Origin of the sequence: Sphingopyxis sp. PET50, from assembly GCF_025244705.1 — a bacterium.
Taxonomy (GTDB): Bacteria; Pseudomonadota; Alphaproteobacteria; order Sphingomonadales; family Sphingomonadaceae; genus Sphingopyxis.
The window spans coordinates 179,284-204,464 of the sequence record NZ_CP104207.1; the positions used below are offsets into that span (position 1 = coordinate 179,284).

The following is a 25,181-nucleotide window of genomic DNA, read 5'->3' on the forward strand; positions in this document are numbered from 1 at the left end:
AGGGGAGGCCGGAGGCCGTTCGTCGTTCGACGAACGAGCCTTGTCGGGCTCAAAAGAACATGCCATGCGCCGCGCCCATGCAGAAAATGACGTTTCGGGCCGTCGTCGCGGCCGTCGCCCTGGTCGCCTCCTCCGCTTCCGCCGTTCAGGCCAAGCCCGCCGATGCTCCGGTCACCGAAGCCGACCTCGCCGCGCATATGCGCGTGCTGGCGAGCGATGCCTTCGAAGGCCGCGCGCCGGGGACCGAAGGCGAGAACCGTACCATCGCCTATATCGTCGGTGAATGGGCCAAGATGGGGCTCCAGCCCGTGCCGGGCAGCGATACTCCCTGGCTCCAGCCCGTACCGCTGATCGAAAGCGCCGCGGTGTCGGGCAGCGTCCAGTTCAAGGTGCGCGGCCGCGCCTTTCCGCTGCGCGGCGACAGCATCGTCCTGACCGGGCGCGACGCGTCGCTGGCGCTCGCCGATGTGCCGGTGATCTTCGTCGGTTACGGCGTCGACGCGTCGGGCAAGGTCGCCGCCGATGTGAAGGGCAAGGTCGCGATCCTGCTGTCCGGCGCGGTGCCGTTCGGCGAAAAGATGCCGCGCTATCGCGACCGGCGCCAGATGCTGGCCGATGCCGGCGCGACCGCGGTGCTCGTCGTCGCGAGCGACGCGCTGCCCTGGGCGGCGGTGCAGGGCTCGTTCGGATCGCAGAGCACGAAGCTGGCGGGCGCCAGGCCCGGTGCGCCCGCGACCGGCTTCATCGCGGCGCCCGCGCTGCAGGCGCTGCTGACCAAGGTGGGCAAACCCGCGGTCGCGGCGCTGGAAGCGGCGAGGTCGCCCGACTATCGCGGCACCGACCTGGCGGTCACCGCCAACCTCAGCGCCGAAACCGATGTGCGGCCCTATGCCAGCCACAATGTCATCGCCAAGCTGTCCGGCGCGAAGCCCGACGGCAAGGCGGTGCTGTTCCTGGGGCATTGGGACCATCTGGGCATCTGCGGCGACGAGGGCGAGGCCGACCGCATCTGCAACGGCGCGGTCGACAATGCCAGCGGCATCGCGGTGCTGACCGAGGTCGCCAAACGCCTCGCCAGCGGCCCGCGCCCCGACCGCGACATTTATTTCATGGCGACGACCGCCGAGGAAAAGGGGCTGCTCGGCGCTTATTATTTCGCCGATCATCCGGTGGTGCCGCTCGGCGACATCACCGTCGCGCTGAACATCGACACCATCGCCATCTCGCCGCGCGGCACGCCGGTCGCGACGATCGGGCGCGGGCATCCCGCCTATGACGCGGTGGTGCGCAAGGTCGCGACCGACCTCGGCCGCAAGCTCGACGAGGACGGCGAGGCCGACGCCTTCGTCCAGCGGCAGGACGGCTGGGCGCTCGGCGCGAAGGGCGTGGTGTCGCTGATGGTCGGGGGCAGCTTTTCGGACATGCCCTTGCTCGAGAAATTCCTCGAAAGCGACTATCACCGCGCGGCGGACAATTTCAGCGATTCCGTGCCGCTCGGCGGCGCGGCGGAGGATGCCGACCTGCATGTCGCGCTGGGGCGGGTGTTTGCCGATACGCAGGCGTGGCCGGGGGACGGCCAATAGCCGTCGGATAAAAATCCGATTCCCCGAGCGAAGACGAGGCTGCCACGCTGCGGTTCTCGCTACGCTCGAACAAACCCCTCGTCTTCGCTCGGGGAATCGGGTTGTTGCGCAAGGCTGCCTGCGGCCCCGCCTTCGCGGGGGCGACGGGTCATCAGGCCGCCTGCTTCGCCCGCTCGGCCATTTCCTGATTGAGCATTTCCGCCAGCAGGAACGCAAGCTCGAGCGATTGCCCCGCGTTGAGGCGCGGGTCGCAATGGGTGTGATAGCGGTCGGCCAGATCCATCTGCGTCACGTCCATCGCGCCGCCGGTGCATTCGGTGACATTCTGGCCGGTCATCTCGATATGGATGCCGCCGCCATGCGTACCCTCGGCGCGGTGGACGGCGAAGAAGCCGCGCACTTCGGCGAGGATGCGCTCGAACGGGCGCGTCTTGTATCCGGTCGCGGTCTTGATGACATTGCCGTGCATCGGGTCGCACGACCAGACGACCGGATGGCCCGATTCCTTCACTGCGCGCACCAGCCGGGGCAGATGTGCCTCGATCTTGTCGTGGCCGTAGCGGGTGATCAGCGTCATGCGGCCGGGCACGCGGTTCGGGTTGAGCGTGTCGAGCAGACGCAGCAGCGCGTCGGGCTCGAGGCTGGGCCCGCACTTCATGCCGATCGGATTGCCCACGCCGCGCAGATATTCGACATGCGCCGATCCTTCGAAGCGCGTGCGGTCGCCGATCCACAGGAAATGGCCCGACAGGCCGTACCAGCCGCCGGTCAGGCTGTCCTGCCGTGTCAGCGCCTGCTCATAGGGAAGCAGCAGCGCCTCGTGGCTGGTGTAGAAGCTGGTGCCCTTGATCTGCGGCACGGTTTCGGGCGTGACGCCGCACGCTTGCATGAAGGCCAGCGCCTCCGAAATGCGGCCGACGGTTTCCTGATATTTCTTGGCCCAAGGGCTGCGGTCCATGAAGTCGTGCGTCCAGGCGTTGACCTGGTGCAGATTGGCATAGCCGCCGCCGGCGAAGGCGCGCAGCAGGTTCAGCGTCGCCGCCGACTGGTTGTATGCCTTGACCATGCGTGCCGGGTCGGGCGCGCGGCCCGCGGCCTCGAAGGCGATGTCGTTGATGATGTCGCCGCGATAGCTCGGCAGCTCGACGCCGTTCACCTCTTCCATGTCGGCCGAGCGCGGCTTGGCGAACTGGCCCGCCATGCGGCCGAGCTTCACCACCGGCATCTTCGAGGCGAAGGTCAGCACGACCGCCATCTGGAGCAGGACGCGGAAGGTGTCGCGGATGTTGTTGGGATGGAACTCGGCGAAGCTTTCGGCGCAGTCGCCGCCCTGGAGCAGGAAAGCCTTGCCCTCGGCCACGCGGGCGAGGTCGTTCGTCAGATCGCGCGCTTCGCCCGCAAAGACCAGCGGCGGATAACCGGCGAGTTCCTTTTCCGCCGCGACGAGCGCGGCGTCGTCGGAATAGGTCGGAAGCTGGCGCGCTTCGTGCGAGCGCCAGCTGTGCGGTTGCCATGGCTGTGTCATAATCAAAATCCAAAATCCGAATCGCGCGCCGCCATGGCGCGAACGGGCCGAAGAGGCAAGGGTAAGGAAATTAGCATCGACGGCGCTTTTGCGCACCTATGCTTTTCTTTGCTGTCAAAAACTGATAGTTTGCTATGGTTTTTGGACATGCGCATGGGGGTGCGCGGGCGCCCGTTCGGTAATCCGTAACCTTATATACCTAGTGACCCAGGTTAAGGGGCTCAGATCAAGCGAAACGGTGGCTATGGCGAATTTCGATCCCGCCTGGTTCGGTTATGCTGCGCTGCTGCTGGTGCTGGCGACCAGCTTCGCGTTGACCCTGGCGCATGTCCGGATCGGGCTGGCGGCCGCCGCGCTGGTCGCCCTGCCGATCATGCTGTTCCACGCTTCCGCGCCGGGCTATCTGTTGCTGACGGTGCTGATCCTGCTGGTCAACCTGGGGCAGGCCGCGCGGGCGTGGTTCGGCGATGCGAAGGTCAGTTTCTCGCCCGAGGAACAGGAATTGCGGCGGCTGCATTTCGCAAGCCTCGGCCCCGGCGCGACGCGCCGCCTGATCGACCAGGGGCATTGGATTTCGGCACGGCGCGGCGAAGTGCTGATCCGCGAGAATCAGGCGGCGCCCAGCCTGTTCTACCTTGCCGACGGGGTGGCGACGATCCGGCGCGACGGCGTCGATGTCGGCACGGTGACGGGCGGCGCATTGATCGGCGAGGCGACGGTCCTCGACGGCACGCACGCAACGGGGACGGTGCTGCTCGCCAGCAATGCGCGGTTGTGGTTCATCCCCGCGGCGGCGCTGCGCAGCTATCTCGCCGCCAACCCCAGCATCGCCGCGGCGCTGCACGAAGGCTTCGCCCGCGCGCTGCGCGGCAAGTTGGCGAGCGCCAACGCCCGCATTGCCGAGATGCCACCCATCGCCTAGGATTGCCGCAACATTGTCATCGGCAGGTTCTAGCGTGGATATATGACACTGACTCTCTACGGAATTCCCAATTGCGACACGGTGAAGAAGGCGCGGACCTGGCTTGCTGCGGCGGGCATCGCCTATGCTTTCCACGATTTTCGCAAGGATGGGCTCGACCTCGCCAAGCTGCAAAGCTGGATCGATGCGGTCGGTTGGGAGAAATTGCTGAACAAGGCGGGCACGACCTTTCGCAGCCTGCCCGACGCCGACAAGGCGGATCTGGACGCGGGCAAGGCGAAGGCGCTGATGCTCGACCAGCCCGCGATGATCAAGCGGCCGGTCGTCGAGGCGGCGGACGGGGTCAGCGTCGGCTTTTCGGCCGCCGAATGGCAGACGCGCTTTGCATGATCCGGCGTTGGGCCCTGCTGCCGGCGCTGTTGCTCGCCGCGTGCGGCGCTGATCCGATGGCGGCGCAGCAGCCGACGCTGGACGGCAAACCGCCGATCGTCATCGCGCATCGCGGCGCGTCGGGCGAGCGGCCCGAACATACGCTGGAGGCCTACCGGCTCGCGATCGACCTTGGCGCCGATTTTATCGAGCCCGATCTGGTGCTGACGAAGGATGGCATTCTCGTCGCGCGGCACGAGAATGAGATTTCGGAGACCACCGACGTCGCCGACCACCCCGAATTTGCGGGCCGCAAGACGATTAAGACGATCGACGGGCAGCAGGTCGCCGGCTGGTTCACCGAGGATTTCACGCTTGCCGAGCTCAAGACGCTGCGCGCCAGGGAACGCCTGCCGAAGCTGCGCAACACCGACTATGACGGCCGGTTCGAGGTCCCGACTTTCGCCGAAATCCTCGACCTGCTGGCCTTGGTGAACAAGGGGCGCGAGGTACCGGTCGGGGTCTATCCCGAAACCAAGCATCCGAGCTATTTCGCCGCGATCGGCCTGCCGCACGAGGGGCCGCTGCTCGCAATCCTCGGCGAATATGGCTATAAGGGCCGCGCCGCGCCGGTGTTCATCCAGAGCTTCGAGGTCGGCAACCTCAAGGCGATCCGCGCGAAGAGCGACCTGCCGCTGATCCAGCTGATGGACGGCGAGGGCGGGCCCGCCGACGACGGCAAGACCGGCTATGCCGCGATGGCGACGCCCGCCGGGCTGAAAGCGATCGCCGCCTATGCCGACGGCATCGGCCCGAACAAGGCGATGGTGATCCCGCGCGGCGCGCTCGGCACGCTCGGCGATCCGACGAGCCTCGTGCGCGACGCGCATGCCGCGGGGCTGAAAGTCCATCCCTGGACCTTTCGCCGCGAAAATTATTTCCTGCCGCTCGGCGACAAGGGCGGCATCAACCCGGCCGGCCACGGCGACCTCGCGGCAGAGATCGACGCCTTTCTGAAGACCGGCATCGACGGGCTGTTCAGCGACAATCCGCGCGAAGCCGTCGCGACGTTGAAGGACAAGCCATGACCGAACGACCCCTGGGCCAGAGCGGCCTGTCGATCCGTCCCTTCGTGCTCGGCGGCAATGTCTTCGGCATGACCGCGGACCGCGATTCCAGCTTCGCCGTGCTCGACCGCTTCGTCGAACGCGGCGGCGGCATGATCGACACCGCCGACGTCTATTCGGCGTGGGTGCCGGGCCACAAGGGCGGCGAGTCCGAGACGATGATGGGCGCGTGGCTGAAGGCGAGCGGCGCGCGCGAACAGGTGCTGATCGCCACGAAGGTAGGCATGATGCCGGGCGGGCTGCGGCCTGACGCGATCCGAAGCGCGGTGCAGGGATCGCTCGACCGGCTCGGCACCGACCGGATCGACCTCTATTTTGCGCACAAGGACGATCCCGACGTACCGCTGGACGAAGTGCTCGGCGCCTTCGCCGAACTGCTCGACGCGGGGATCGTCTCCGCCATCGGGGCGTCCAACTATTCGGCGAATCGGCTGGCCGAGGCGCTGCGCGTCGCCGACGACGGCGGCCTGCCGCGCTTCACCGTGATGCAGCCCGAACTCAGCCTGCTCGAACGCGGCCAATATGAAGGCGCGCTGCAGGAACTCTGCATCGCCGAGGGGCTGGGCGTGGTGACCTATTTCAGCCTCGCCTCGGGCTATCTGTCGGGCAAATATCGCGGCGCCGGCGACATCGGCCAGAGCGCCCGCGGGCCGCGGGTGAAGCCCTATGTCGAAGGCAAGGGGCCGGCGATGCTCGCGGTGATGGATCGCATCGCCACCGAAACGGGCGCCAGCCTGTCGCAGATCGCGCTCGCCTGGATCGCGGCGCAGCCCGGCGTCACCGCGCCGATCGCGAGCGCGACGAGCGTCGAACAGCTCGACGAGCTTCTGGGCAGCGAGAGTGTGGCACTGTCCGACGAGCAGCTGGCCGCGCTGACCGCCGCCGGGGCCGCTGCCTAGAAGGCGCCCTTGCTTTCTCCGGCGTTCGCCGGGCCGCAATGACGACAGGACTCAATCCGGCGCGCAGCTTGTGCCGCCGATCGCTTGCTCGCTCAGGAACGCGTCGATTGCCGCAAGGGCGTCCGCGTGGGCCTTGGCGTCGAAATCCTTCTCGATCTTCGCGCTCGCCGGATCGTCGACCGGATGCGCGACGTCGAAGCGGTGCTTCGCGCCGGAATAGAGCTTCACGACGAACGGATAGGCGTGGTTCTCCGCCCGGTTCGCAACCAGTGTTTCGAGCTTTTTGGCCGGTGCGATGCCGTCCGCGGTTCCCTGCAGCGCCAGCACGGGCATGTGTTGGGGCCAAGGCGAGGGCTGGCCGCCGACCGAGGGATAATAGACGATCGCGGCGCGGATGCCGCTGTCGGTGCCGCGCGCGCTCGACGCCAGCGTCAGCGCCCCCTCGCCGCCGCGCGACCAGCCGATGACGAGGCCGGGACAGCGCGTGTCGAACCTGTCCTGTTCGCGCAATCGCCGGAGGGCGTCGACCGCGATCGCAGCGCGTTTCTCGCCCGCCGAGCCGGACGGGTCGAGGCGCTTGAGCGCCGCATCATCGTCGACGACGACCACGTCGATCCCCCGCTCATTGAGGAATGCCGCGAGGTCGGCATATTGATTGCCCGGCGCCAGCGTGCCGACGCCCGCGGCACGCGGGAAGAAGATGGCCCAGGGGCGCGGTTTGGGGTCGGGGGCGGCCGGGAGCAGATGCAGGTCGGCGGGGAGCGGGGCGGGAGGCTGCGCCGGCAGCGGCGCGGCGGCCAGCAAGGCGGACAAGAGCAACGCGAGGCGGGGCATCGGCGACTCCTTTCGGACGATCCCAGCCTAGGCCTTTTGGGGGCGGTTGCCAAATCGAGGTGCGGCGCCGGCCCCGGGAGAGCCGGCGCCGCACCCGCGCGGCCGCGCTGTTTCAATCCGCGCTTTCGTCCCATTGGAACACGGCCTCGAGTGGCTTGCCGAAGGTGTGCGCGATGCGGAAGGCGACTTCGAGCGAGGGCGAATATTTGCCCTGTTCGATCGCCGCGATCGTCTGGCGCGTCACCCCGACCCGGTCGCCGAGCTCGCCCTGCGTCATCTCGCCCGCGAGGAAGCGCAGCGTCCTGATGTCGTTGGTGAAGGGGGGCTTAGCCATGCCATCCCCTCCGGTAGCTCATGAGCGCGACGACGCTGTTCACCAGTTCGGCGGCGACGATCGCGAACAGGCCGCAATTCGCCAGCCGCACGCCGCCATCGACGAAGGGCAAATAGACGCCGACGACCATCATCCCCACCAGCAGCACATAATAGCCGCATGGTCGCCCCGCGCCGGCGGATCGCGCGGTCGCGCTCGTCGGCGCGCGCGCGCTCCGACTTCGGCGTCCGCGCCGACAGGATGATCGTGCCGACGATGACGGTGACCGCATGCGCCATGGCGATCGATCCGAACAGCCACAGCATGGGGAACACTTCGCGCCCGGCGGGATGCCCGGAGAGCAGAAGTCCGAAATAGAGGGTGTAGGCGGCGACCATCGCGATGACGTTCAGCCAGGCGGTCTTTTCACGGAAGTTCATTTGGTGGTCTCCGGTGTCGGCGCCGGCAAGCTGCCGCGCGGATTCGAGGATCGCGGGGGACATGGCTCAAGTGCCCCGGCGATAGAGGTAAAGCTGGGCGCCGATGCGCACGAGCTCGGCGACGGCGAGCGTCGCGAGCATCAGGTTGAGCTGCTGCGCCTGGCTGACGCCCCAGAAGATCAGGAAGATGTTGATCCAGATGCCGACGACCAGCGGATAATAGGCATAGTGGGTGCCGCGCATGTGAAAGCTGCGGTCGCGCTCATCCTCCTCGATGTCGACCTCGGCGCGGTTGCGGATCGCGAGAAAGGCGGTCGCCACCGTCATCACGACGATGATCGCGATGGTCATGGGCACGAGCAGCCCGGCGGTCGCCCAGACGCCCGCGGGGCTGTCCGCGATCTGCCAGGGATAGACGAGGAAATACCAGCCGAACGCCGCGGCCATCGTCACCAAGGTGACCCAGTGAATTTTCTCGCGCAATGCCATCGTCAGCTCCATGTCAGGTGATTCGAACTCTATGTCTAATATTTTTTACATGGAGTCAAGCAGGAGTGACATGCCCGCGGCTTTGCCGCTTTCGCGCCGGGGCATAAGCCGCTAAGCCGCCGACCCATGTCCACCATCTCCAAAACGCTCACCTTCGACACGTCGACGAGCCGCGCCAACCCGACGCCGCAGCCGATGAAGCGCCTGACGGTGCCGCGCATCCGCCAGCGCAAGGGCGGCGAACCGATCGTGATGCTGACCGCCTACACCGTGCGTCAGGCGCAGCTGCTCGACCCGCATTGCGACATGCTGCTCGTCGGCGATTCGCTGGCCCAGGTGATCTACGGCCTGCCGCACACCGTCGGGGTGACGATGGAGATGATGGCGCTGCACGGCGCGGCGGTGGTGCGCGGCAGCTATCATGCCGCGGTGATCGTCGACATGCCCTTCGGCAGCTATGAGGGTAGCCCGCAGCAGGCGTTCGACAATGCCGCGCGGCTGCTCAAGGAAACCGGCGCGGCGGCGGTCAAGGTGGAGGGCGGGCGCGTGCTCGCGCCGACGATCGAATTCCTGACCCAGCGCGGCATCCCGGTGATGGGCCATGTCGGGCTGACGCCGCAGGCGGTCAACATCCTCGGCGGCTATGGCGTGCGCGGCAAGAGCGAGGAGGAGGCGCGCTCGATCGTCGAGGATGCGGTCGCGGTGGCGCAGGCCGGGGCGTTTTCGATCGTCATAGAGGGCGTGCTCGAATCGATCGCGATCGAGATCACGAGCAAGGTCGCCTGCCCGACGATCGGCATCGGCGCCTCGGCGCAGTGCGACGGTCAGGTGCTGGTCACCGACGACATGCTGGGCATGTTCGAGCGCGTGCCCAAATTCGTGAAAAAATATCAGGATATGGCCGAGCGTCATTGGTGGCGCGGTCAAGAATTATGCGGACGAAGTCAGGTCCCGTTCATTCCCCACCGAAGATCAGACCTACGCCGGTTGATGCGGCGCGGGGCAAAGGCGAAGGCCGAGTGAAAAGCTTGGCCTTTTCCGGAGCCGTCGCTAAGGAAACCACCGGCCGCGCCGTCGCGCGGCCCGGTTATGGAGGATATGCGTGGCGCTGAGCCCGACGAACAATGCGGCCCTGTTGCAGGAAGTGGACGAGGCCGTCCGCAAGGATCAGCTCGACAGCATCTGGCAACGCTTTGGCCGCTGGATCATCGCGGGGGTCATCGCGGCGCTGCTCGCCTTCGGCGGCTACCTCTATTGGGGCCATCTGCAGGACAGCAAGCGCGGCGAGAATGCCGAGGCGCTGATCGCCGCGCTCGACAAGCTCAAGAGCGGCGAGCCGACCGCGGCGACGAAGGAGCTGACGGCGATCGAGGCCGACGGCAATGGAGCCTATCGGGCCGCGTCGCTGTTCCAGCAGGCGAATCTGAAGGCCGATCGCGGCGACCTGAAGGGCGCCGCCGCCCTGATGGCCAAGGCGGCCGCCGACACCGAACTCGACCAGTCGCTTCGCGACCTCGCGCTGCTGCGCCAGACGGCGTTTGAATATGACACGCTGAAGCCCGAAACGGTCATCGCGCGCATGAAGCCGATGGTCGATGCCAAGGACCCCGTCTCGGCCTGGTTCCCGAGCGCCGCCGAACTGTCGGCGATCGCGCATTACCAGCTGGGCCAGTATAAGGAGGCGGGCGTGCTCTATGGCCGCATCGCCGACGTGCCGACGATTCCCAAGTCGCTCCAGTCGCGCGCCGTCCAGATGGCGGGCATGCTGGGCGTCGACGCCGTGAAGGACCGCGCGGCCGAAAGCGCCGAAAAGGACGAGCAAGCCGGGGTCGCACCCAAGGCGAACACCGCCGGACAAGCTGAGGAAAAGAAATAATGCGTAAAGCCAGATTCGCTCGGCGTCGCGCTGATCGCGCTGTCGCTTGCCGACTGCGGCGTCCTGAAGGGCGACGGCGGGCCGAAGACCCCGACCGTCGGCGAGCGCGTGTCGATCCTGTCGAACGACAACAGCGTCAAGGTCGATCCCGCCACGGCGTCGGTCGCGGTGGTGCTGCCCGACCCGGTCGTCAACGCCAATTGGGCGCAGTCGGGCGGCAATGCCTCCAAATCGATGGGCCATCCGGCGCTCAGCGCTTCGCGCAGCCAGATCTGGAGCGCGGATATCGCGGGCGGCAACAACAAGCAGCGGCTGGCCTCCGCCCCCGTCGTGTCCGACGGCCGCCTGTTCGCGGTCGGCACCGATGCCGTCGTCTATGCCTTTTCGGCCGACACCGGATCGGCGTTGTGGCGCACCCCGATCGGCAGCGAAGGCAAGGATTTCAAGGATTCACTGTTCGGCGGCGGCGCGTCGGCCGACGGCAATGTCGTCTATGCGACCAGCGGCGTCGGCGACGTCGCGGCGCTCAACGCGGCCGACGGCACGGTGCTGTGGAAGGTGAAGCCCGCGGGTCCGCTGCGTGGCGCGCCGACGATCGCCTTCGGCGGCGTCTATGTCATCAGCCAGGACAATCAGATCATCGCGCTCAACGCCGCCGATGGCGCGGTGCTGTGGCAGGCGACCGCGTCGCTGGAGGCCGGCAGCATCTTCGGTGCCGGTTCGCCTGCGGCAGGGCAGGGGACGATCGTCGCCGGCTATTCGTCGGGCGAGGTCCAGGCCTATCGTTACGAAAATGGCCGCGACCTGTGGGAAGATGCGCTGGCCCGCACCTCGATGGCGCTGTCGGTGTCGACGCTGTCCGACGTCGACGCCGATCCGGTGATCGACCGCGGCCGCGTCTTCGCGCTCGGCCAGGGTGGCCGCATGGCCAGCTATGAACTCGTTACGGGCCAGCGCAGCTGGGAAATCTCGATCGCCGGCATTTCGACCCCCTATGTGGTCGGCGAGTGGGTCTATGCGATGACCGACGATGCCAAATTGCTGTGCGTCGCGCGCGCGACCGGCAAGGTGCGCTGGATCCAGCAACTCGCGCGTTTCCGCGTCGAGACCGAAAAGAAAAAGAAGGATCCGATCCGCTGGACCGGGCCGATCCTGGCGGGCGGCCGCCTGATCGCAGTGAACAGCGAAGGCCAGCTGGCCGAATTTTCGCTCGGCCGACGGTTCGACGCTGTCGACGACCGAGTTCAAGACGCCGCTGTCGCAGCCGCCGATCGTCGCGAACAATGTCCTCTATATTCTGGCGGACGACGGACGCATCACGGCCTGGCGCTGAGCGGGTAAGCAAAATTTTTAATCCGTTCATCCCCGGACTTGATCCGGGGTTGTCGAAGCACCGTTCTTCTTTCCGACGTCGAAAGAAAGAACGGCCCTTCGACAAGCTCAGGGCGAACGGCTAGTTATGTTGTCCGTTCCGGGTCGAATGGGGTCCGGAGCAAGGAAAATGGGAAATATGTGATGGCGCGGTCCGCGACGATCGCCATTGTCGGCCTAGCCCAATGTCGGCAAATCGACGCTGTTCAACCGGCTCGTCGGCAAGCGCCTGGCGCTCGTCGACGACCAGCCGGGGGTGACGCGCGACCGGCGCGAGGGCGACGGCGAACTGCTCGGCCTGAAATTCACCATCGTCGACACCGCGGGTTTCGAGGATGATGACGCTGCGACGCTGCCCGGGCGGATGCGCGTGCAGACCGAGAAAGCCGTGCGCGAGGCCGATGCCGCGCTGTTCATGATCGACGGCCGCGCTGGGGTGACCCCGCTCGACGAGGAAATCGCGCGCTGGCTGCGCAGCGAGGACACGCCGATCATCCTGCTGGTCAACAAGGCCGAGGGCAAGCAGGGCGAGAACGGCCTGATGGAGAGCTATTCGCTCGGCTTCGACAATCCGATCGCACTCAGCGCCGAGCATGGCGAGGGCGTCGTCGACCTGTTCGACGCGCTTCGGCCGATCGTCGAGGGCCATGATGCCGCCGCCGAGGCGGAGGCGCTGCCGGTCCCCGAAGGCGAAGAGGATGAGGACGTTCCGCTGGGGCCGATGAAGCTCGCGATCGTCGGGCGGCCGAACGCGGGCAAATCGACTTTGATCAACCGCATGATCGGCGAGGACCGGCTGATCACCGGGCCCGAAGCGGGGATCACCCGCGATTCGATCCGTGTCGACTGGCAATGGGAAAAGGACGGCGAGGTCCACGAGATTCAGCTGTTCGACACCGCGGGCATGCGCAAGCGCGCCAAGGTGGTCGACAAGCTGGAGAAATTGTCGGTCGCCGATGCGCTCCATGCGGTCGATTTCGCCGAGGTCGTGGTGCTGCTGCTCGACGCCACCAAGGGGCTGGAGGCGCAGGATCTGCGCATCGCCGACAAGGTGCTCCAGGAAGGCCGCGCGCTGATCGTCGCGCTCAACAAATGGGACATCGCGGAGGATCCCTCGTCGCTGTTCAACGGCGTGCGCAATGCCCTCGACGACGGACTGAGCCAGGTCAAGGGCGTGCCGGTGCTCAGCATTTCGGGTGCGACGGGCAAGGGCATCGACACGCTGGTACGCGTCGCCTTCGAACAGCGCGCGATCTGGTCGGGCCGCGTGCCGACCGCGCGGCTCAATCGCTGGTTCGAGACGGCGGTCGACGCCAACCCGCCGCTGCGGCGCCGGGGGGCAAGCGGATCAAGCTGCGCTACATCACCCAGGCGCGCACGCGGCCCCCCACCTTCGTCGTGTTCGGCACGCGGACGGACGCGCTGCTGGGCAGTTACGAGCGCTATCTGGTCAACGGCATGCGCAAGGAGCTGGGGTTCCAGGGCGTGCCGGTGCGGCTCAATTTCCGCAATTCGCGCAATCCCTATGACGAGTGACGCCGCGGTTGTCGTCGTCGATGCGCGCGGCATGAAATGCCCCTGGCCCGCGCTGCGGCTCGCGCGCGCGATGCGGAGCGAAACGCGCGTCGCGCTGCTCGCCGACGATCCGCAGGCGGGACGCGAAATCGCTGCGCTGGCGGGCGAGCATGGCTGGTCGGTCGAACCCGAAGGCGGCGGTCGCTGGCTGGTCCGTCGCAGCTGACCCAAAACGGCGCGCATATCGAGCGCCCCTCCCGATCGTAACGGCTTTTTTACTGCCTTCGCGGCATGACGGCGATGGGACCAAGGACCGATTTTAACGCCAAGGACGAACAAGTGGACGATATCCTGGTCGATTGGGATGAATTCCGCGCCACGCGCACGCAGCTCGGCGCCGCTTTCGTGCGGATATTGGGCTATTTTCGCGAGGACGGCACCAAGTCGGTCGTCGCGATCGAGGAAGCGATGCGGGCCCGCGACGCGCGCGGTCTCGTCATGCCCGCGCACACGCTGAAGGGCGAATCGCGTCAGTTCGGCGCCGAACAGCTCGCCGCGCTGGCCGAGGATATCGAAACCTTCGCGCGCCACTGCGTCGAGGCGCAGATCAGCCCCGAGGAATATCTGCCGCGCGTGGTCGAACTGCGCCCGCTGTTCGAAAAGACGCTGGCCGAACTGGAGCGCGAGGCCAATCCGCTGGTCCAGCGCCGTCCTGCCGGTTTCGGGCGCGCCGTCGGTTACTGAACGACGGCGGCTTTTCGCATCGGCTGCAGGCTGAAGCGCGACAGACTGCGCCACAGCCATTCGAGCGGGCCGTAGTGATGGCGGTCGAGCCAAGGCTTCGACCACAGCAGCATCGCCGCCCACATGCCGAAGCAGAACAGGTATAGCGCCGCGCGCCCGACGCTGCCGAACAGCCCCATCCCATAGCCGTAGAAGATCGTCGTCATCACGATCGAGGTCGTGAGATAATTGGTGAACGCCATGCGCCCCGTTGCAGCGAGCCGCTCGCGGGTGCCGGGGCTGGCGGCGGTCTTGATCAGCAGCATGATCAGCGACGCCCAGCCGACGGTCATCAGCGTATCGAACGGGACCGACCAGACGATCGATGCGCCGAAGACCGATACCGCGCTGAACCCGGCGTTCATCTGATACCAGGCCAGCGCGACGAGCGGCGGCACACCGATCAGGAAGCATCGCACCGCCCATTTGCGATAGCGCGCAATCTCCCACTCGCCGGTCAGCATGTGCGATTTGAACAGCGCCATCCCGATCAGCATCAGACCGATCGTTTCCCACGAGAACATCGCGATGAAGAACAGCGGATCGCCGCCCATCTCGCCGGTGCGGTGCGCGACGATGCCGGCGATAGCTGCCGAGATACAGCGCGATTTCCTTGGCATAGGCTCGGCGTGCCCGGCCCCATGTCGGTGTTCATGTCCGCGAGCGCCTGTTTCATTCCCGCCATCGCTTCGGGGGGCAGACGTCCCGCCTCGGCCATCGACAGCATGGTCCACAGGCTTCCCGGCAGGGCGAGGGCGACGAGGAAGAAGGGGATCGACCAGAGCAGCAGCGCCTTCACCGACAATTTGCGGAACAGAAAGAGCAGCAGGCCGCAGATGGCATAGAGAAAAAGGATGTCGCCGAACCAGATCAGATAGAAATGGACCAGGCCGAAGATCGCGAGCCAGAACATCCGCGAATAATGCGCGCCCGCGGCGCTGCGCCCGCCGCTCGCGGCGCTTTCGATGACGAGCAGGGTGCTGGCGCCGAACAGCATCGAGAACAGGCCGCGCATCTTCGAATCGACGAAGACGAAGTTGAAGAACCAGGTCGCCAGGTCGAGGCTGGCGGGCGGCCCGCCCGCGGCGGGGTTGGAATAGGCCGGAAAGGGCAGGGCGAAGGCGGCGATGTTCATCGCCAATATGCCCATCACCGCGACGCCGCGGATCGCGTCGAGGCTTTCATATCGAACCGTTGCCGCTTGCGTCGCCATGGCCTGTCCCCTGCCGCCAAGGATGCAGGCCTATCGCGCGGCAGGCGGAGCGTCGAGGAGTTTCTCGCGGCGCCCATCTACTATTGACATCTATGTCAGTAATGCTATCTGCACGGCATCGGATGATTCGTCAAAGAGAGTCCCCATGACCCCGACCATCTTTTCCCACCCCGACCGCCAGATGCCGAAATTCCGCCCGTTCAAGGCGCTGTCGCACTTCCGCAAGCTGATCAAGGACAAGGAAGACACCGAGCAGGTGTTCCACATCTTCGAGAATCTCCCGCGCAAGGGTTTTATGGACGATGCCCGCGCCTTCGTCGAAAGCGATCTCGGCAAGCGGCTGATGGAAAGCGAACCCTATCTGCCCGACCTGCTCGACGATCACAGCTGGATCGGCGCGTTGCCCGAGGACAGCGTCGGACACGCCTATGTCACCTTCATGCGCCGCGAGGGGCTGTCGGCCGCGGGCCTCGTCGCCGAAGCCGACAAGATGGGGCGTCCCAAGTTCGACGACCAGCTGCAATGGTACGCCAACCGCCTCCGGGACACGCACGATCTGTTCCACGTCCTGACCGGTTACGGCCGCGATGCGCTCGGCGAACAGTGCGTGCTCGGCTTCACCTATGGCCAGACCGGCAATTACGGCAATTTCTTCATCGCCTATGCGGGCGGTTACGAGCTGAAGCGCCGCGTCAAGGGCAACGCTCCGGTGATGGGCGCGATCCGCCAGGGTCAGCGCCACGGCAAGGCGGCGAAGGCGATCATCGAACAGGATATTCGCGCGCTGCTCGCCGAGCCGCTCGAAGCCGCGCGCGCGCGGCTGGGGATCGCCAAGCCGACGCTCTATGAGGAAGCGCACCGCGCGTACCGCAGCCGCGGGATCGACCCGTATAATTTCCTTGCGGCGAAGGCCGCGACGGCGTGAGCGATTAGATCCTCCCCTTGGCGAAGCCATGGGGAGGCGGACCGCCCGCGAAGCGGGTGGTGGAGGGGTTCTACCTCTCGGTGCAGAGGCGGACGATGCTGTCCGCCACAGCGGCGGGATCGGCGAGGACGTCCTTTGCGGCGATGCGCAGCATTCGTATCCCCTGCGCTTCGATCCATTGGTCGCGTTCTTCATCACGCTTTGGTTGGTCGCCCATGTCGTGCGCAATGCCGTCGATTTCGATTCCGAGCTTCGACTCCACGACATAGAAATCGAGCACATATCGGCCGATCGGGTGCTGGCGCCGGAATTTGACGTAGCCTGGTTGCTTGCGCAATATTTGCCAGAGCAGAACCTCGGGCAGGGACATTGTGCGGCGGAGCCGTTTTGCATTCTTGTAACTTGTAAGCGCGGTTGCTTGCTTCAGCACGCTCGACCCCTCCACCACGCCCTTCGGGCGCGGTCCCCCTCCCCAACGCTTCGCGAAGGGGAGGATCTATCATAGACGCACCGCTGGCCCTGTCGATCAGCGCAACTCTTTGCGGATCATCAGTTTCAGCCCCGACCAGACCTGATCGACGGCGCACACCTTTACATCGACCCAGCCCATCGGCAGGCCTATGTCGCGGATGACATCCTCGGTGATGTCGGTCGGGACTTTCGACGCCTTCTTCGGCCAGCTGACCCAGACGAAACCCGCCGGATCGATCAGCGTGCGGAGTTCAGTCAGCAGCCGTTCGAGTTCGGCGCGTTCGGTGGTGAAGATGTGCGCGGCCTGCAGGCCCGCCTCGGGAGCCTTGCGTTCGTCGAGCGCGACGTCGCCGATCTCGGCGCGGACGCTTGCGGGCATGGCGTGAAACCACGCCGACAGGCCGTCCTTGAGCGACAGTTTTTTCGCCAGCGGCGTGCCCGAATAGCCCGCGGTCATGCGCCCAGCCGCGCGATCAGCGCCTGTGCGGCCGCCGGGTTGCGCACCTTCGCGCCCGCGATGAAGAAGAGGAAGACGTCGCGGTCGCCCTTCGCCCATTCCCTGGCCTGCTTCGCCCAGTTGTCGAGCGCGGCATCGTCATAGCCGGTCTCGACGTCGTCCCGCGACCGCTGGAGCCGCGCGTAAGCGAAGTCGGCGGTCTGCTCGTCGATGCACGGAAATTCGTCGCTGTCGGCGTAGACGACCGCCATGTTGCGCGCACGGAGCAGGTCGATAAAGGCCGGATCGCGGAAGCTTTCGTGGCGGACCTCGATCGCGTGCCGCAGCTTCAGTCCGTCCTGGCTGTCGGGCAGCAGGTCGAGGAAGCCCGCGAAATCGTCGCGGTCGAACTTCTTCGTCGCCATGAACTGCCAGTGGATGGGGCCGAGCCGGTCGCCGAGCCGCGTGAGGCCCTGTGTCAGGAATTTCTCGATCGAGGCGGCGCCTTCGGCGAGCACCTTGCGGTTGGTCGTGAAGCGCGACGCCTTGACGCTGAACTTGAACCCGTCGGGAACCGAGGCGGCCCAGTTGGCGAAGCTTTCGGGCTTCTGGCTGCCATAATAGGTGCCGTTGATCTCGATGCCGGTCAGATGCTGGCTCGGCATATTCGAGCTCGCGCTTCTGCGGATGCTTGTCCGGGTAGAAAGTGCCGCGCCAGGGTTCGTAGGTCCAGCCGCCGATACCAACATGGATGCTCATGACACCGTTACCTCCCACTGGCTGCTGCGCCTCTTTCATTATCTCGCACAAAGGCACGAAGGCACAAAGGGGGCGCGCTGTTCCAAAGTCCCTCGCCCATTGCGAAAGTCGTTCGAAAGAGCGGTTCGCGCAATCGGCATGTGACGACGCTACGCTCCCGCGCCCTCTTTGTGCCTTCGTGCCTTTGTGCGAGTCCTTCGCGCAGACGCGTCAGGCAAGCGCCGCGTCGGCCCCCATCAGCTTCGGGAAAAAGCCCTCATGCGCTTCGCGCAGCTCGGCGAGCGTCACGCTGTGGTCGCTGCCCGGCAGTTCGAAGACGATGCGGTCCTTGATCGTGCGGCCGAGCGGATCGACCGGCACGTCGGCGCGGCCCGCGGCGTCGAGGAAATCGGCGAGGCAGGTGTCGCAGACGGTCACGAGGTACAGGCCCTGATCCTCGCCGAAGAAGCTTTCGGCGACGCCGAAAGGCTGTTCTTCGCTGACCAGAACGCCGATGTTCGATTTGAGCGCCATCTCGGCGAGCGTCACCGCGATGCCGCCGTCCGAAACGTCGTGGCAGGCGGTGATCCAGCCGGCGTTGATCGCATGGCGGACGAAATCGCCGGTGCGCTTTTCGCAGCGCAGATTGACTTCGGGCGGCGGGCCTTCCTCGCGGCCGTGGATTTCGCGCAGCCACACCGACTGGCCGAGATGGCCGGCGCGCTCCCCAACGGCCAATACGATGTCGCCGGTGCGCTTGAAGCCGATGCCGACCGCCTTGTTCAGATCCTCGATCACGCCGACGCCGCCGATCGCGGGGGTCGGCAGGATCGCGCTGCCGCCGCCGGTCGCCTTCGATTCATTGTAGAGGCTGACGTTGCCCGACACGATCGGATAGTCGAGCGCGCGGCACGCCTGCGCCATGCCGTCGAGGCAGCCGGTGATCTGGCCCATGATTTCGGGACGCTGCGGATTGGCGAAGTTCAGGCAGTTGGTGATCGCGAGCGGCGTCGCGCCGACCGCGGTGATGTTGCGCCATGTCTCGGCGACCGCCTGCTTGCCGCCCTCGACCGGGTCGGCGTAGCAATAGCGCGGGGTGCAGTCGGTGCTCATCGCCAGCGCGCGGTTGGTGCCGTGGATGCGGACGAGCGCGGCATCGCCGCCGGTCTGCACCGTGTCGGCGCCGACCTGGCTGTCATACTGCTCCCAGATCCAGCGGCGGCTGGCGATATCGGGGGTGCCCATCAGCGTCTTGAGGTCGGCGGCGACATCCTTCGTTTCGGGGACGTTGGTCAGCGCGGCCTGCTTCGGGGTCGGGACGTGCGGCCGGTCGTAGAGCGGGGCGTCGTCGGCGAGCGGGGCGAGCGGGATGTCGCAGACGATCTCGCCATGATGTTCGAGCACCATGCGGCCGGTGTCCGTGACGGTGCCGATGACCGCGAAGTCGAGTTCCCATTTGTGGAAGATCGCCTTGGCGAACTCTTCCTTGCCGGGTTTCAGCACCATCAGCATGCGTTCCTGCGATTCGGACAGCATCATCTCGTACGCCGTCATGGCACTTTCGCGCTGCGGCACATCGTCCATCCTGAGGTGGAGGCCGACGCCGCCCTTCGACGCCATTTCGACCGACGAGCTGGTGAGGCCCGCGGCGCCCATGTCCTGGATCGCGACGATCGCGTCCGACGCCATCAGCTCGAGGCACGCCTCGATCAGCAATTTTTCGGTGAAGGGGTCGCCGACCTGCACCGTCGGGCGTTTTTCCTCGGCATCCTCGCCGAAGTCGGCCGACGCCATCGTTGCGCCGTGGATGCCGTCGCGGCCGGTCTTCGACCCGACATAGACGATCGGATTGCCGACGCCCGATGCGGCCGAATAGAAGATTCTGTCCTGCTCGGCGACGCCGACGGTCATCGCGTTGACGAGGATGTTGCCGTCATAGGCCGTGTGGAAATTGACCTCGCCGCCGACCGTCGGCACGCCGACGCAATTGCCGTAACCGCCGATGCCGTGGACGACGCCCGAGATGAGATGCTTCATCTTCGGATGGTCCGGGCGACCGAAGCGCAGCGCGTTGAGGTTCGCCACGGGCCGCGCGCCCATGGTGAACACATCACGCAGGATGCCGCCCACACCGGTTGCCGCGCCCTGATAGGGTTCGATGTACGACGGGTGGTTGTGGCTCTCCATCTTGAAGATGGCGGCAAGTCTTTTGCCGCCCGGCCCTTCGCCGATGTCGATGACGCCCGCATTCTCGCCGGGACCGCAGATCACCCACGGCGCCTCGGTCGGCAGTTTCTTGAGGTGGATGCGCGAGCTTTTGTAGCTGCAATGCTCGGACCACATGACCGAGAAGATGCCGAGTTCGACGAGGTTCGGCTCGCGCCCGAGCGCAGACAGCACGCGCTCATATTCTTCCGGAGACAGGCCGTGCTCGGCAACGATCTCGGGAGTGATGACGGAGGCGGGCGCGGCTGCTGTCTGAGTCATGGCGCGCCTTTAGCGACACAGGCGCAAAACGAACAGACCCCATGGTGCATTTTGCACCACGGGGCCTGCCTCGGAGAGCGGATCAGCGCGCGGCGAGGACGGTCACCGCCTTGTCGAGCCGTTCGACGTCCTTCAGCGAAAATTCGACCTGCTGCGAGCCGACGGTGCCGCGCACCTTGTGGGTGCCGACGCGCAGCTTGAACGGCTTGCCCGTCTGTTCGTCGATGCCGGTGATGATGCGGCGGTCGCCGACCGTCTTGATCGTATAGCTGTAGACGCGGCCTTCATGCTCGAACCGGCGCACTTCCTCGGCATGGACCGCGGCAGGCAGGATAGCGAACAGCGCGAGGGTGGGGAGGATGAGTTTTTTCATGATGCAAGTCCTTGTTTGAAAGAACAAAACTTGCCTTTACGCCCCTCTCTTCTTGTGCAGTGCAGCATGACTTGCGCGAGCACGGCGGGCAATTGCAAAAAGCGGAATCGTGATTGCGCGCGGCAGCGCGTCGAAGGCACCGGAGACCTGCCTGTTGAAGCCGTACCCCGCGATGGCTGTGGCGTTATCGCGTCGATCCGGCGCGGCGGCGGTTGGCGCCCGCCCAGGCCGCGGTTCCCGCAAGCAGCGCATAGGCGAGGAGCATCGTCGCGGGGATCGCCAGCGAATAGGCGGGCTCCTTCGGGCCGAACCAGTCGATCGCCTGGAACAGCGCGAGCAGGCCCGCGAGCGCCCAGAGCCGCCGGTTTCCGGTCGGGGCCTGGGTGCGGCGCGCATAATAGAGGAGCGCCGCGCCGATGAAGAGGATCTCGAGCGGCATGGCGATCATCGGATGGTTCCAGAGCCCGAGTCCGAGCTTCGGCGGCGCGCCATGGAGCGTCAGGTCGGGGATATGGACGATCAGGTCGACGAACCAGTGCGAAACGACGACGAGCGCCGCGCCGATCGCCGCCGCTTTCCTTCTGGTCGCGAGCCACACGAGCACGCCGAAGATCGCGGCCCAGATCAGCGCGCCGAGCAGGCTGTGCGTATAGGGCATGTAATGGAGGTCCATCGGGTTCATCGCGGTGATGCCGGGAACGATCCGCATCGACTCGATCCCTGGGATCAGCAAGGCGGCGAAACCGATGTCGACGAGCTGCGCCGCGACGAACAGGGTTCCGAGGCCTGCGGCTTTCGGCCGGGCGGCGGCGACCAGCGCCGGGGCGAAATGGCCGATGAACATGGACGGCGATGCTAGGGTGATCGTCCGCGACGTCAAGCGTGACCGCACTTGACCATGGGGGGGCGAAGGGGCCAAAGCAGGCGCCATGACGGACACCCCCGACAAGCCTGGCGAACCCGCGATTTCCTCCCTGTCCTTCGAAGCCGCGATGGGCGAGCTCGAAACGATCGTACGGCGGCTGGAAAGCGGCGATGTCAGCCTCGAGGAATCGGTCGTGCTCTACGAACGCGGCCATGCGCTGCGCGCGCATTGCGAAGCGCGGCTCGCCGCCGCGCAGGCGCGCATCGAACAGGTCAGCCTGGGCGCCGACGGCACGTACGGCGGGGACCGTGCCGTTCGGCGAAGGCTGACGCGCGGTGACGGCCGCCGAGGGGGAGATCGTCGCGGGCAGCCGTCTGCTCGAACGGGCCCAGACCGAGGTCGTAGAGGCGACCGACCGGCTGTTCGATCAGCTGCTGCCCATTCCCGACGACCCGCGCGACAGGCTCTACGAGGCGATGCGCCACGCCGCGATCGGCGGCGGCAAGAGGCTGCGGCCTTTGCTCGTGCGTGCGGCGGGCGATCTTTATCATGTCGATCGCACCCCGACCCTGCGGGTCGGGGCGGCGGTCGAGGCGATGCACGTCTATTCGCTGATCCACGACGATCTGCCGTGCATGGACGACGATGATCTGCGCCGCGGCAAGCCGACGGTGCATCGCGCCTATGACGAGGCGACCGCGGTGCTCGCGGGTGATTCGCTCCATGCTCTCGCCTTCGAATGGCTCGTCGACCCCGCGACGCACGCCGACCCCTTCGTGCGCAGCGAGCTGATCCGTGAGCTGGCGCACGCCGCGGGGCCCGCGGGCATGGCGGGGGGACAGATGATGGATCTCGCCGCCGAGACTGCGCAGTTCGACCTGCCGACGGTGACGCGGCTGCAACAGCTCAAGACCGGTGCGCTGATCGCCTTTTCGGTCGAGGCGGGTGCGATCCTCGCGCGCATTCCGGCCGAGGGGCGGACGCCGCTGCGCGGCTATGCGCGCGATATCGGGCTCGCGTTCCAGATCGCCGACGACATCATGGACGTCGAGGGCGACGAACAATTGGCCGACAAGGCGCTGCACAAGGACGAAGCGGCGGGCAAGGCGACCTTCGTCACGCTGATGGGGCTCGACCGCGCCCGCGAACAGGCGCGGGCGCTCGTCGATCAGGCGATCACCCACCTCGCCGGCTTCGGCGACGAAGCGGCGCTGCTCCGCGCGATCGCCCGCTATATCGTGGAAAGGGACCATTGATGCGCATTGGAGTCTATCCGGGGACGTTCGACCCGATCACGCTCGGCCATATGGACATCATCCGCCGCGGCGCGAAGCTGGTCGACCGGCTGGTAATCGGGGTGACGACCAATATCACCAAATCGCCGCTGTTCGACGACGAGGAACGCATCGAGATGGTGCGGCGCGAGGTGGCGAGCATCGGCGGCGACATCCGCGTCGTCGGCTTCAACGCGTTGCTGATGGATTTCGCGACCCGCGAGGGCGCGAGCGTCATCGTGCGCGGGCTGCGCGCGGTCGCCGACTTCGAATATGAATATCAGATGGCGGGCATGAACCAGCAGCTCAACGACCGCATCGAAACGGTGTTCCTGATGGCCGATGTCGGATTGCAGCCGATCGCGTCGCGGCTGGTCAAGGAAATCGCGATCTTCGGCGGCGACATCCGCAAATTCGTCACGCCGCATGGTGAAGGAGGCGGTGGTCTCGCGCATCGCCGAGCGGGGACTCCGCCAGGGCGAAGCCTGATCGCAATCATTGAGCGTTCAGCTTTTTCCCGCTAGGGCGCGCCAGACGGGGCGCAAACCGCATATAGTTCACAAAGGCCGATCCAGCATGACTTTCACTTTTCGCCCCCTGTTCCTGACGGCGATCGCGCTCGGCCTGTCGGCCCCGCTCGCGGCGCAGGAGGCCGAACCGGCGACTCCGCCCGCTTCCGATGCGACAGCCGAGACCACGGTCGCCCCGGCGGTGCCCGCGATGACGCCCGACCAATATATCGGCAACCCCGAATATATGCTCAACATCGACCTTTCGACCGGCGGGCGGATCGTCGTGCAGCTCTATCCCAATGTCGCGCCGAACCATGTCGAGCGGGTGAAGCAGCTGGCGCGCGCGGGCTTTTACGATGGAGTGAAATTCCACCGCGTGATCGACGGCTTCATGGCGCAGACGGGCGACCCGACCGCGACCGGGCAGGGCGGTTCGCAGCTTCCCGACCTCAAGGCCGAATTCAACGCGATGCCGCACCTGCGCGGAACCTTGTCGATGGCGCGTGCCGAGAGCGATGACAGCGCGAACAGCCAGTTCTTCATCATGCTCCAGCCGCGCTTCAGCCTCGACCGCCGCTACACCGCCTTCGGCCGCGTGATCTCCGGCATGCAATATGTCGATGCGATCCATAAGGGCGAGCCGCCCGAAGTGATGTCGCGCATGGTCCAGGTGTCGGTCGCCGCCGACAACAAGCCGATGCCGCCGGCGTCGATGCTGACCGATCCGGAACCGGCCGCGCCCGCCGCACCGATCACCGCCGACCAGCTCAACGCGCCGATCCAGTAAGGAGAGGCGCGCGATGCGCGTCGACGCCTTCGATTTCGACCTGCCCAGCGAGCGCATCGCGCTCCGTCCCGCGCGTCCGCGCGATGCGGCGCGGATGCTCGTCGTCGAGGGCGGCGCGATATCGGACAGGGGCGTGCGCGACCTGCCGTCGCTGCTGCGCGCGGGCGATTGCCTGGTGTTCAACGACACGCGCGTCATCCCGGCACAGCTCGACGGGCGACGCGGGGCGGCGAAGATCGGCGCCACGCTGCACAAGCGCATCGACCTGCGCCGCTGGCAGGCGTTCGTGCGCAACGCCAAACGGCTGCGCGTCGGCGAGACGGTCGATTTCGGATCGGGGGTGGCGGCGCTGGCCGAGGATCGGCTTGCCGACGGCAGCTTCGTCCTTGCCTTCGTGGGTGACGAGCCCGTCGAACTGCTGCTCGAACGCGCTGGCACGATGCCGCTACCGCCCTATATCGCGGGCAAGCGGCCGACCGATGCCGACGACCGCCGCGACTATCAGACGATGTTCGCGAAGGAGGATGGCGCGGTGGCGGCGCCGACCGCGGCGCTGCATTTCACCCCCGAATTGCTTGCCGCGCTGGCCGCGGCGGGGGTGAAGAGCGAGACGCTGACGCTGCACGTCGGCGCGGGCACTTTCCTGCCGGTCAAGGCCGACGACACCGACGACCATGTCATGCACGCCGAATGGGGGCGGATCGACGCCAGCACTGCCGAACGGCTCAATGCGGTGCGCGCGGCGGGCGGCCGCGTGATCCCGGTCGGCACCACCAGCCTGCGCCTGCTCGAAAGCGCGGCCGGCGATGACGGCGTCATCGCGCCCTTTGCAGGCGACACCGCGATCTTCATCACCCCCGGCTACCGTTTCAAGGCGATCGACGGGCTGATGACCAATTTCCACCTGCCGAAATCGACCTTGTTCATGCTGGTCAGTGCGCTGATGGGGCTCGACGTGATGCAGGCGGCCTATGCCCATGCGATCGCGCATGACTACCGCTTCTACAGCTATGGCGACGCCAGTTTGTTGCTTCCCTGACGTCCCGATCTGGCA

General features: G+C 66.3%; 24 protein-coding genes and 6 pseudogenes. 17 read left to right on the top strand and 13 right to left on the bottom strand.

Annotated elements, in window-relative coordinates:
• Nucleotides 1–77 precede the first annotated feature (77 nt).
• Nucleotides 78–1,583, top strand: a complete 1,506-nt coding sequence (locus N0A20_RS01055; RefSeq protein ID WP_260582192.1) for a M28 family peptidase — start codon at nucleotides 78–80, stop codon at nucleotides 1,581–1,583.
• 151 nt (nucleotides 1,584–1,734) lie between these two features.
• Here the strand turns inward: N0A20_RS01055 and N0A20_RS01060 are convergent, their stop codons facing one another.
• Complete coding sequence (locus tag N0A20_RS01060) at nucleotides 1,735–3,108, bottom strand: class II 3-deoxy-7-phosphoheptulonate synthase (RefSeq protein ID WP_260582193.1); 1,374 nt, start codon at nucleotides 3,106–3,108, stop codon at nucleotides 1,735–1,737.
• Nucleotides 3,109–3,352: 244 nt separating this feature from the next.
• Here N0A20_RS01060 and N0A20_RS01065 point away from each other — a divergent pair, with 244 nt between their 5' ends.
• From N0A20_RS01065 to N0A20_RS01080, 4 genes are read left to right on the top strand one after another with little or no spacing between them, the layout of a single operon-like run.
• Nucleotides 3,353–4,030: a Crp/Fnr family transcriptional regulator gene (locus N0A20_RS01065; protein WP_260582194.1), complete on the top strand. Its 678-nt coding sequence runs from the start codon at nucleotides 3,353–3,355 to the stop codon at nucleotides 4,028–4,030.
• 42 nt (nucleotides 4,031–4,072) lie between these two features.
• Entirely contained in the window at nucleotides 4,073–4,420 is a 348-nt protein-coding gene (locus N0A20_RS01070) for an ArsC family reductase (RefSeq protein WP_260582195.1), read from the top strand.
• Nucleotides 4,417–5,487: a glycerophosphodiester phosphodiesterase gene (locus N0A20_RS01075; RefSeq protein WP_409574707.1), complete on the top strand. Its 1,071-nt coding sequence runs from the start codon at nucleotides 4,417–4,419 to the stop codon at nucleotides 5,485–5,487. Before N0A20_RS01070 ends, N0A20_RS01075 begins: the two co-directional genes overlap by 4 nt.
• Nucleotides 5,484–6,425, top strand: coding sequence for an aldo/keto reductase (locus N0A20_RS01080; protein WP_260582196.1), 942 nt, complete (start codon nucleotides 5,484–5,486; stop codon nucleotides 6,423–6,425). Before N0A20_RS01075 ends, N0A20_RS01080 begins: the two co-directional genes overlap by 4 nt.
• 51 nt (nucleotides 6,426–6,476) lie before the next feature.
• Here the strand turns inward: N0A20_RS01080 and N0A20_RS01085 are convergent, their stop codons facing one another.
• The 4 genes from N0A20_RS01085 to N0A20_RS01100 form a co-directional block, all read right to left on the bottom strand.
• Nucleotides 6,477–7,259 (bottom strand): dienelactone hydrolase family protein, encoded by a 783-nt coding sequence (locus N0A20_RS01085; protein WP_260582197.1) that lies wholly within the window; start codon nucleotides 7,257–7,259, stop codon nucleotides 6,477–6,479.
• 112 nt (nucleotides 7,260–7,371) lie between these two features.
• Complete coding sequence (locus N0A20_RS01090) at nucleotides 7,372–7,593, bottom strand: helix-turn-helix transcriptional regulator (protein WP_260582199.1); 222 nt, start codon at nucleotides 7,591–7,593, stop codon at nucleotides 7,372–7,374.
• Nucleotides 7,586–7,864: a hypothetical protein gene (locus N0A20_RS01095; protein ID WP_260582200.1), complete on the bottom strand. Its 279-nt coding sequence runs from the start codon at nucleotides 7,862–7,864 to the stop codon at nucleotides 7,586–7,588. The genes N0A20_RS01090 and N0A20_RS01095 overlap by 8 nt, the downstream gene beginning before the upstream one ends.
• Nucleotides 7,865–8,078: 214 nt before the next feature.
• A complete protein-coding gene (locus N0A20_RS01100) occupies nucleotides 8,079–8,501 on the bottom strand; it encodes a hypothetical protein (protein ID WP_260582202.1) in 423 nt (140 codons plus the stop codon).
• 126 nt (nucleotides 8,502–8,627) lie between these two features.
• On the opposite strand from N0A20_RS01100, the pseudogene panB reads away from it, so the two are divergent.
• The 6 genes and pseudogenes from panB (at nucleotide 8,628) to N0A20_RS01130 (ending at nucleotide 14,007) form a co-directional block, all read left to right on the top strand.
• A pseudogene (panB, locus tag N0A20_RS01105) lies at nucleotides 8,628–9,492 on the top strand (3-methyl-2-oxobutanoate hydroxymethyltransferase).
• A 111-nt stretch (nucleotides 9,493–9,603) separates the two neighbouring features.
• A complete protein-coding gene (locus tag N0A20_RS01110; protein ID WP_260582203.1) occupies nucleotides 9,604–10,377 on the top strand; it encodes a tetratricopeptide repeat protein in 774 nt (257 codons plus the stop codon).
• Nucleotides 10,378–10,407: 30 nt separating this feature from the next.
• Nucleotides 10,408–11,710, top strand: a pseudogene (locus tag N0A20_RS01115) (PQQ-binding-like beta-propeller repeat protein).
• Between the two features lie 182 nt (nucleotides 11,711–11,892).
• Nucleotides 11,893–13,284 (top strand): annotated as a pseudogene (gene der / locus N0A20_RS01120) (ribosome biogenesis GTPase Der).
• A 70-nt stretch (nucleotides 13,285–13,354) separates the two neighbouring features.
• Nucleotides 13,355–13,489, top strand: a complete 135-nt coding sequence (locus N0A20_RS20395) for a hypothetical protein (RefSeq protein WP_409574810.1) — start codon at nucleotides 13,355–13,357, stop codon at nucleotides 13,487–13,489.
• A 74-nt stretch (nucleotides 13,490–13,563) separates the two neighbouring features.
• The gene (locus tag N0A20_RS01130; protein ID WP_260582205.1) at nucleotides 13,564–14,007 is read left to right on the top strand and encodes an Hpt domain-containing protein; all 444 of its coding nucleotides are present in this window, start codon (nucleotides 13,564–13,566) and stop codon (nucleotides 14,005–14,007) included.
• Here N0A20_RS01130 and N0A20_RS01135 read toward each other — a convergent pair.
• The gene (locus N0A20_RS01135) at nucleotides 14,001–14,543 is read right to left on the bottom strand and encodes a DUF418 domain-containing protein (protein ID WP_260582206.1); all 543 of its coding nucleotides are present in this window, start codon (nucleotides 14,541–14,543) and stop codon (nucleotides 14,001–14,003) included. The two genes, N0A20_RS01130 and N0A20_RS01135, sit on opposite strands and share 7 nt — an antisense overlap.
• Nucleotides 14,543–15,259, bottom strand: coding sequence for a DUF418 domain-containing protein (locus tag N0A20_RS01140; RefSeq protein WP_260582207.1), 717 nt, complete (start codon nucleotides 15,257–15,259; stop codon nucleotides 14,543–14,545). The genes N0A20_RS01135 and N0A20_RS01140 overlap by 1 nt, the downstream gene beginning before the upstream one ends.
• 145 nt (nucleotides 15,260–15,404) lie before the next feature.
• Between N0A20_RS01140 and N0A20_RS01145 the strand changes: the two genes are divergently transcribed.
• The gene (locus tag N0A20_RS01145) at nucleotides 15,405–16,184 is read left to right on the top strand and encodes a ubiquinone biosynthesis protein COQ4 (protein ID WP_260582208.1); all 780 of its coding nucleotides are present in this window, start codon (nucleotides 15,405–15,407) and stop codon (nucleotides 16,182–16,184) included.
• Between the two features lie 70 nt (nucleotides 16,185–16,254).
• On the opposite strand, the gene N0A20_RS01150 is transcribed toward N0A20_RS01145, so the two are convergent.
• The 6 genes and pseudogenes from N0A20_RS01150 to N0A20_RS01175 all read right to left on the bottom strand — a co-directional run bounded on the left by N0A20_RS01150 (nucleotide 16,255) and on the right by N0A20_RS01175 (nucleotide 21,533).
• Nucleotides 16,255–16,614, bottom strand: a complete 360-nt coding sequence (locus N0A20_RS01150; RefSeq protein ID WP_260582209.1) for an endonuclease domain-containing protein — start codon at nucleotides 16,612–16,614, stop codon at nucleotides 16,255–16,257.
• A gap of 96 nt (nucleotides 16,615–16,710) precedes the next feature.
• Nucleotides 16,711–17,112: a hypothetical protein gene (locus N0A20_RS01155; RefSeq protein WP_260582211.1), complete on the bottom strand. Its 402-nt coding sequence runs from the start codon at nucleotides 17,110–17,112 to the stop codon at nucleotides 16,711–16,713.
• Nucleotides 17,109–17,850: pseudogene (locus tag N0A20_RS01160) on the bottom strand (DUF72 domain-containing protein). Before N0A20_RS01160 ends, N0A20_RS01155 begins: the two are co-directional and overlap by 4 nt.
• A 210-nt stretch (nucleotides 17,851–18,060) precedes the next feature.
• Nucleotides 18,061–20,316 carry a phosphoribosylformylglycinamidine synthase subunit PurL gene (purL, locus tag N0A20_RS01165; protein ID WP_260582212.1) on the bottom strand — a complete coding sequence of 752 codons (2,256 nt, stop codon included), beginning with the start codon at nucleotides 20,314–20,316 and terminating at the stop codon, nucleotides 18,061–18,063.
• 82 nt (nucleotides 20,317–20,398) lie between these two features.
• Entirely contained in the window at nucleotides 20,399–20,689 is a 291-nt protein-coding gene (locus tag N0A20_RS01170) for a hypothetical protein (RefSeq protein WP_260582213.1), read from the bottom strand.
• Nucleotides 20,690–20,873: 184 nt separating this feature from the next.
• Nucleotides 20,874–21,533 (bottom strand): hypothetical protein, encoded by a 660-nt coding sequence (locus N0A20_RS01175; RefSeq protein ID WP_260582214.1) that lies wholly within the window; start codon nucleotides 21,531–21,533, stop codon nucleotides 20,874–20,876.
• Between the two features lie 148 nt (nucleotides 21,534–21,681).
• Here N0A20_RS01175 and xseB point away from each other — a divergent pair.
• The 5 genes and pseudogenes from xseB to queA form a co-directional block, all read left to right on the top strand.
• Nucleotides 21,682–21,798 (top strand): annotated as a pseudogene (gene xseB / locus N0A20_RS20400) (exodeoxyribonuclease VII small subunit); the annotation flags it as partial.
• 112 nt (nucleotides 21,799–21,910) lie between these two features.
• Nucleotides 21,911–22,810: a polyprenyl synthetase family protein gene (locus N0A20_RS01185; RefSeq protein WP_409574811.1), complete on the top strand. Its 900-nt coding sequence runs from the start codon at nucleotides 21,911–21,913 to the stop codon at nucleotides 22,808–22,810.
• Nucleotides 22,810–23,317: pseudogene (gene coaD, locus N0A20_RS01190) on the top strand (pantetheine-phosphate adenylyltransferase). The gene N0A20_RS01185 and the pseudogene coaD overlap by 1 nt, the downstream one beginning before the upstream one ends.
• Nucleotides 23,318–23,404: 87 nt before the next feature.
• Entirely contained in the window at nucleotides 23,405–24,127 is a 723-nt protein-coding gene (locus N0A20_RS01195) for a peptidylprolyl isomerase (protein WP_260582215.1), read from the top strand.
• 13 nt (nucleotides 24,128–24,140) lie between these two features.
• The gene (queA, locus tag N0A20_RS01200; RefSeq protein WP_260582216.1) at nucleotides 24,141–25,166 is read left to right on the top strand and encodes a tRNA preQ1(34) S-adenosylmethionine ribosyltransferase-isomerase QueA; all 1,026 of its coding nucleotides are present in this window, start codon (nucleotides 24,141–24,143) and stop codon (nucleotides 25,164–25,166) included.
• Nucleotides 25,167–25,181: the final 15 nt, after the last annotated feature.

Coding starts and splice junctions, on each gene's coding strand:
- N0A20_RS01055 (WP_260582192.1), top strand. CDS start 78: ATGCAGAAAATGACGTTTCGGGCCGTCGTCGCGGCCGTCGCCCTGGTC.
- N0A20_RS01060 (WP_260582193.1), bottom strand. CDS start 3,108: ATGACACAGCCATGGCAACCGCACAGCTGGCGCTCGCACGAAGCGCGC.
- N0A20_RS01065 (WP_260582194.1), top strand. CDS start 3,353: ATGGCGAATTTCGATCCCGCCTGGTTCGGTTATGCTGCGCTGCTGCTG.
- N0A20_RS01070 (WP_260582195.1), top strand. CDS start 4,073: ATGACACTGACTCTCTACGGAATTCCCAATTGCGACACGGTGAAGAAG.
- N0A20_RS01075 (WP_409574707.1), top strand. CDS start 4,417: ATGATCCGGCGTTGGGCCCTGCTGCCGGCGCTGTTGCTCGCCGCGTGC.
- N0A20_RS01080 (WP_260582196.1), top strand. CDS start 5,484: ATGACCGAACGACCCCTGGGCCAGAGCGGCCTGTCGATCCGTCCCTTC.
- N0A20_RS01085 (WP_260582197.1), bottom strand. CDS start 7,259: ATGCCCCGCCTCGCGTTGCTCTTGTCCGCCTTGCTGGCCGCCGCGCCG.
- N0A20_RS01090 (WP_260582199.1), bottom strand. CDS start 7,593: ATGGCTAAGCCCCCCTTCACCAACGACATCAGGACGCTGCGCTTCCTC.
- N0A20_RS01095 (WP_260582200.1), bottom strand. CDS start 7,864: ATGCGGTCACCGTCATCGTCGGCACGATCATCCTGTCGGCGCGGACGC.
- N0A20_RS01100 (WP_260582202.1), bottom strand. CDS start 8,501: ATGGCATTGCGCGAGAAAATTCACTGGGTCACCTTGGTGACGATGGCC.
- N0A20_RS20395 (WP_409574810.1), top strand. CDS start 13,355: ATGCGGAGCGAAACGCGCGTCGCGCTGCTCGCCGACGATCCGCAGGCG.
- N0A20_RS01130 (WP_260582205.1), top strand. CDS start 13,564: ATGGGACCAAGGACCGATTTTAACGCCAAGGACGAACAAGTGGACGAT.
- N0A20_RS01135 (WP_260582206.1), bottom strand. CDS start 14,543: ATGCTGATCGGGATGGCGCTGTTCAAATCGCACATGCTGACCGGCGAG.
- N0A20_RS01140 (WP_260582207.1), bottom strand. CDS start 15,259: ATGGCGACGCAAGCGGCAACGGTTCGATATGAAAGCCTCGACGCGATC.
- N0A20_RS01145 (WP_260582208.1), top strand. CDS start 15,405: ATGACCCCGACCATCTTTTCCCACCCCGACCGCCAGATGCCGAAATTC.
- N0A20_RS01155 (WP_260582211.1), bottom strand. CDS start 17,112: ATGACCGCGGGCTATTCGGGCACGCCGCTGGCGAAAAAACTGTCGCTC.
- purL (WP_260582212.1), bottom strand. CDS start 20,316: ATGACTCAGACAGCAGCCGCGCCCGCCTCCGTCATCACTCCCGAGATC.
- N0A20_RS01170 (WP_260582213.1), bottom strand. CDS start 20,689: ATGAAAAAACTCATCCTCCCCACCCTCGCGCTGTTCGCTATCCTGCCT.
- N0A20_RS01175 (WP_260582214.1), bottom strand. CDS start 21,533: ATGTTCATCGGCCATTTCGCCCCGGCGCTGGTCGCCGCCGCCCGGCCG.
- N0A20_RS01195 (WP_260582215.1), top strand. CDS start 23,405: ATGACTTTCACTTTTCGCCCCCTGTTCCTGACGGCGATCGCGCTCGGC.
- queA (WP_260582216.1), top strand. CDS start 24,141: ATGCGCGTCGACGCCTTCGATTTCGACCTGCCCAGCGAGCGCATCGCG.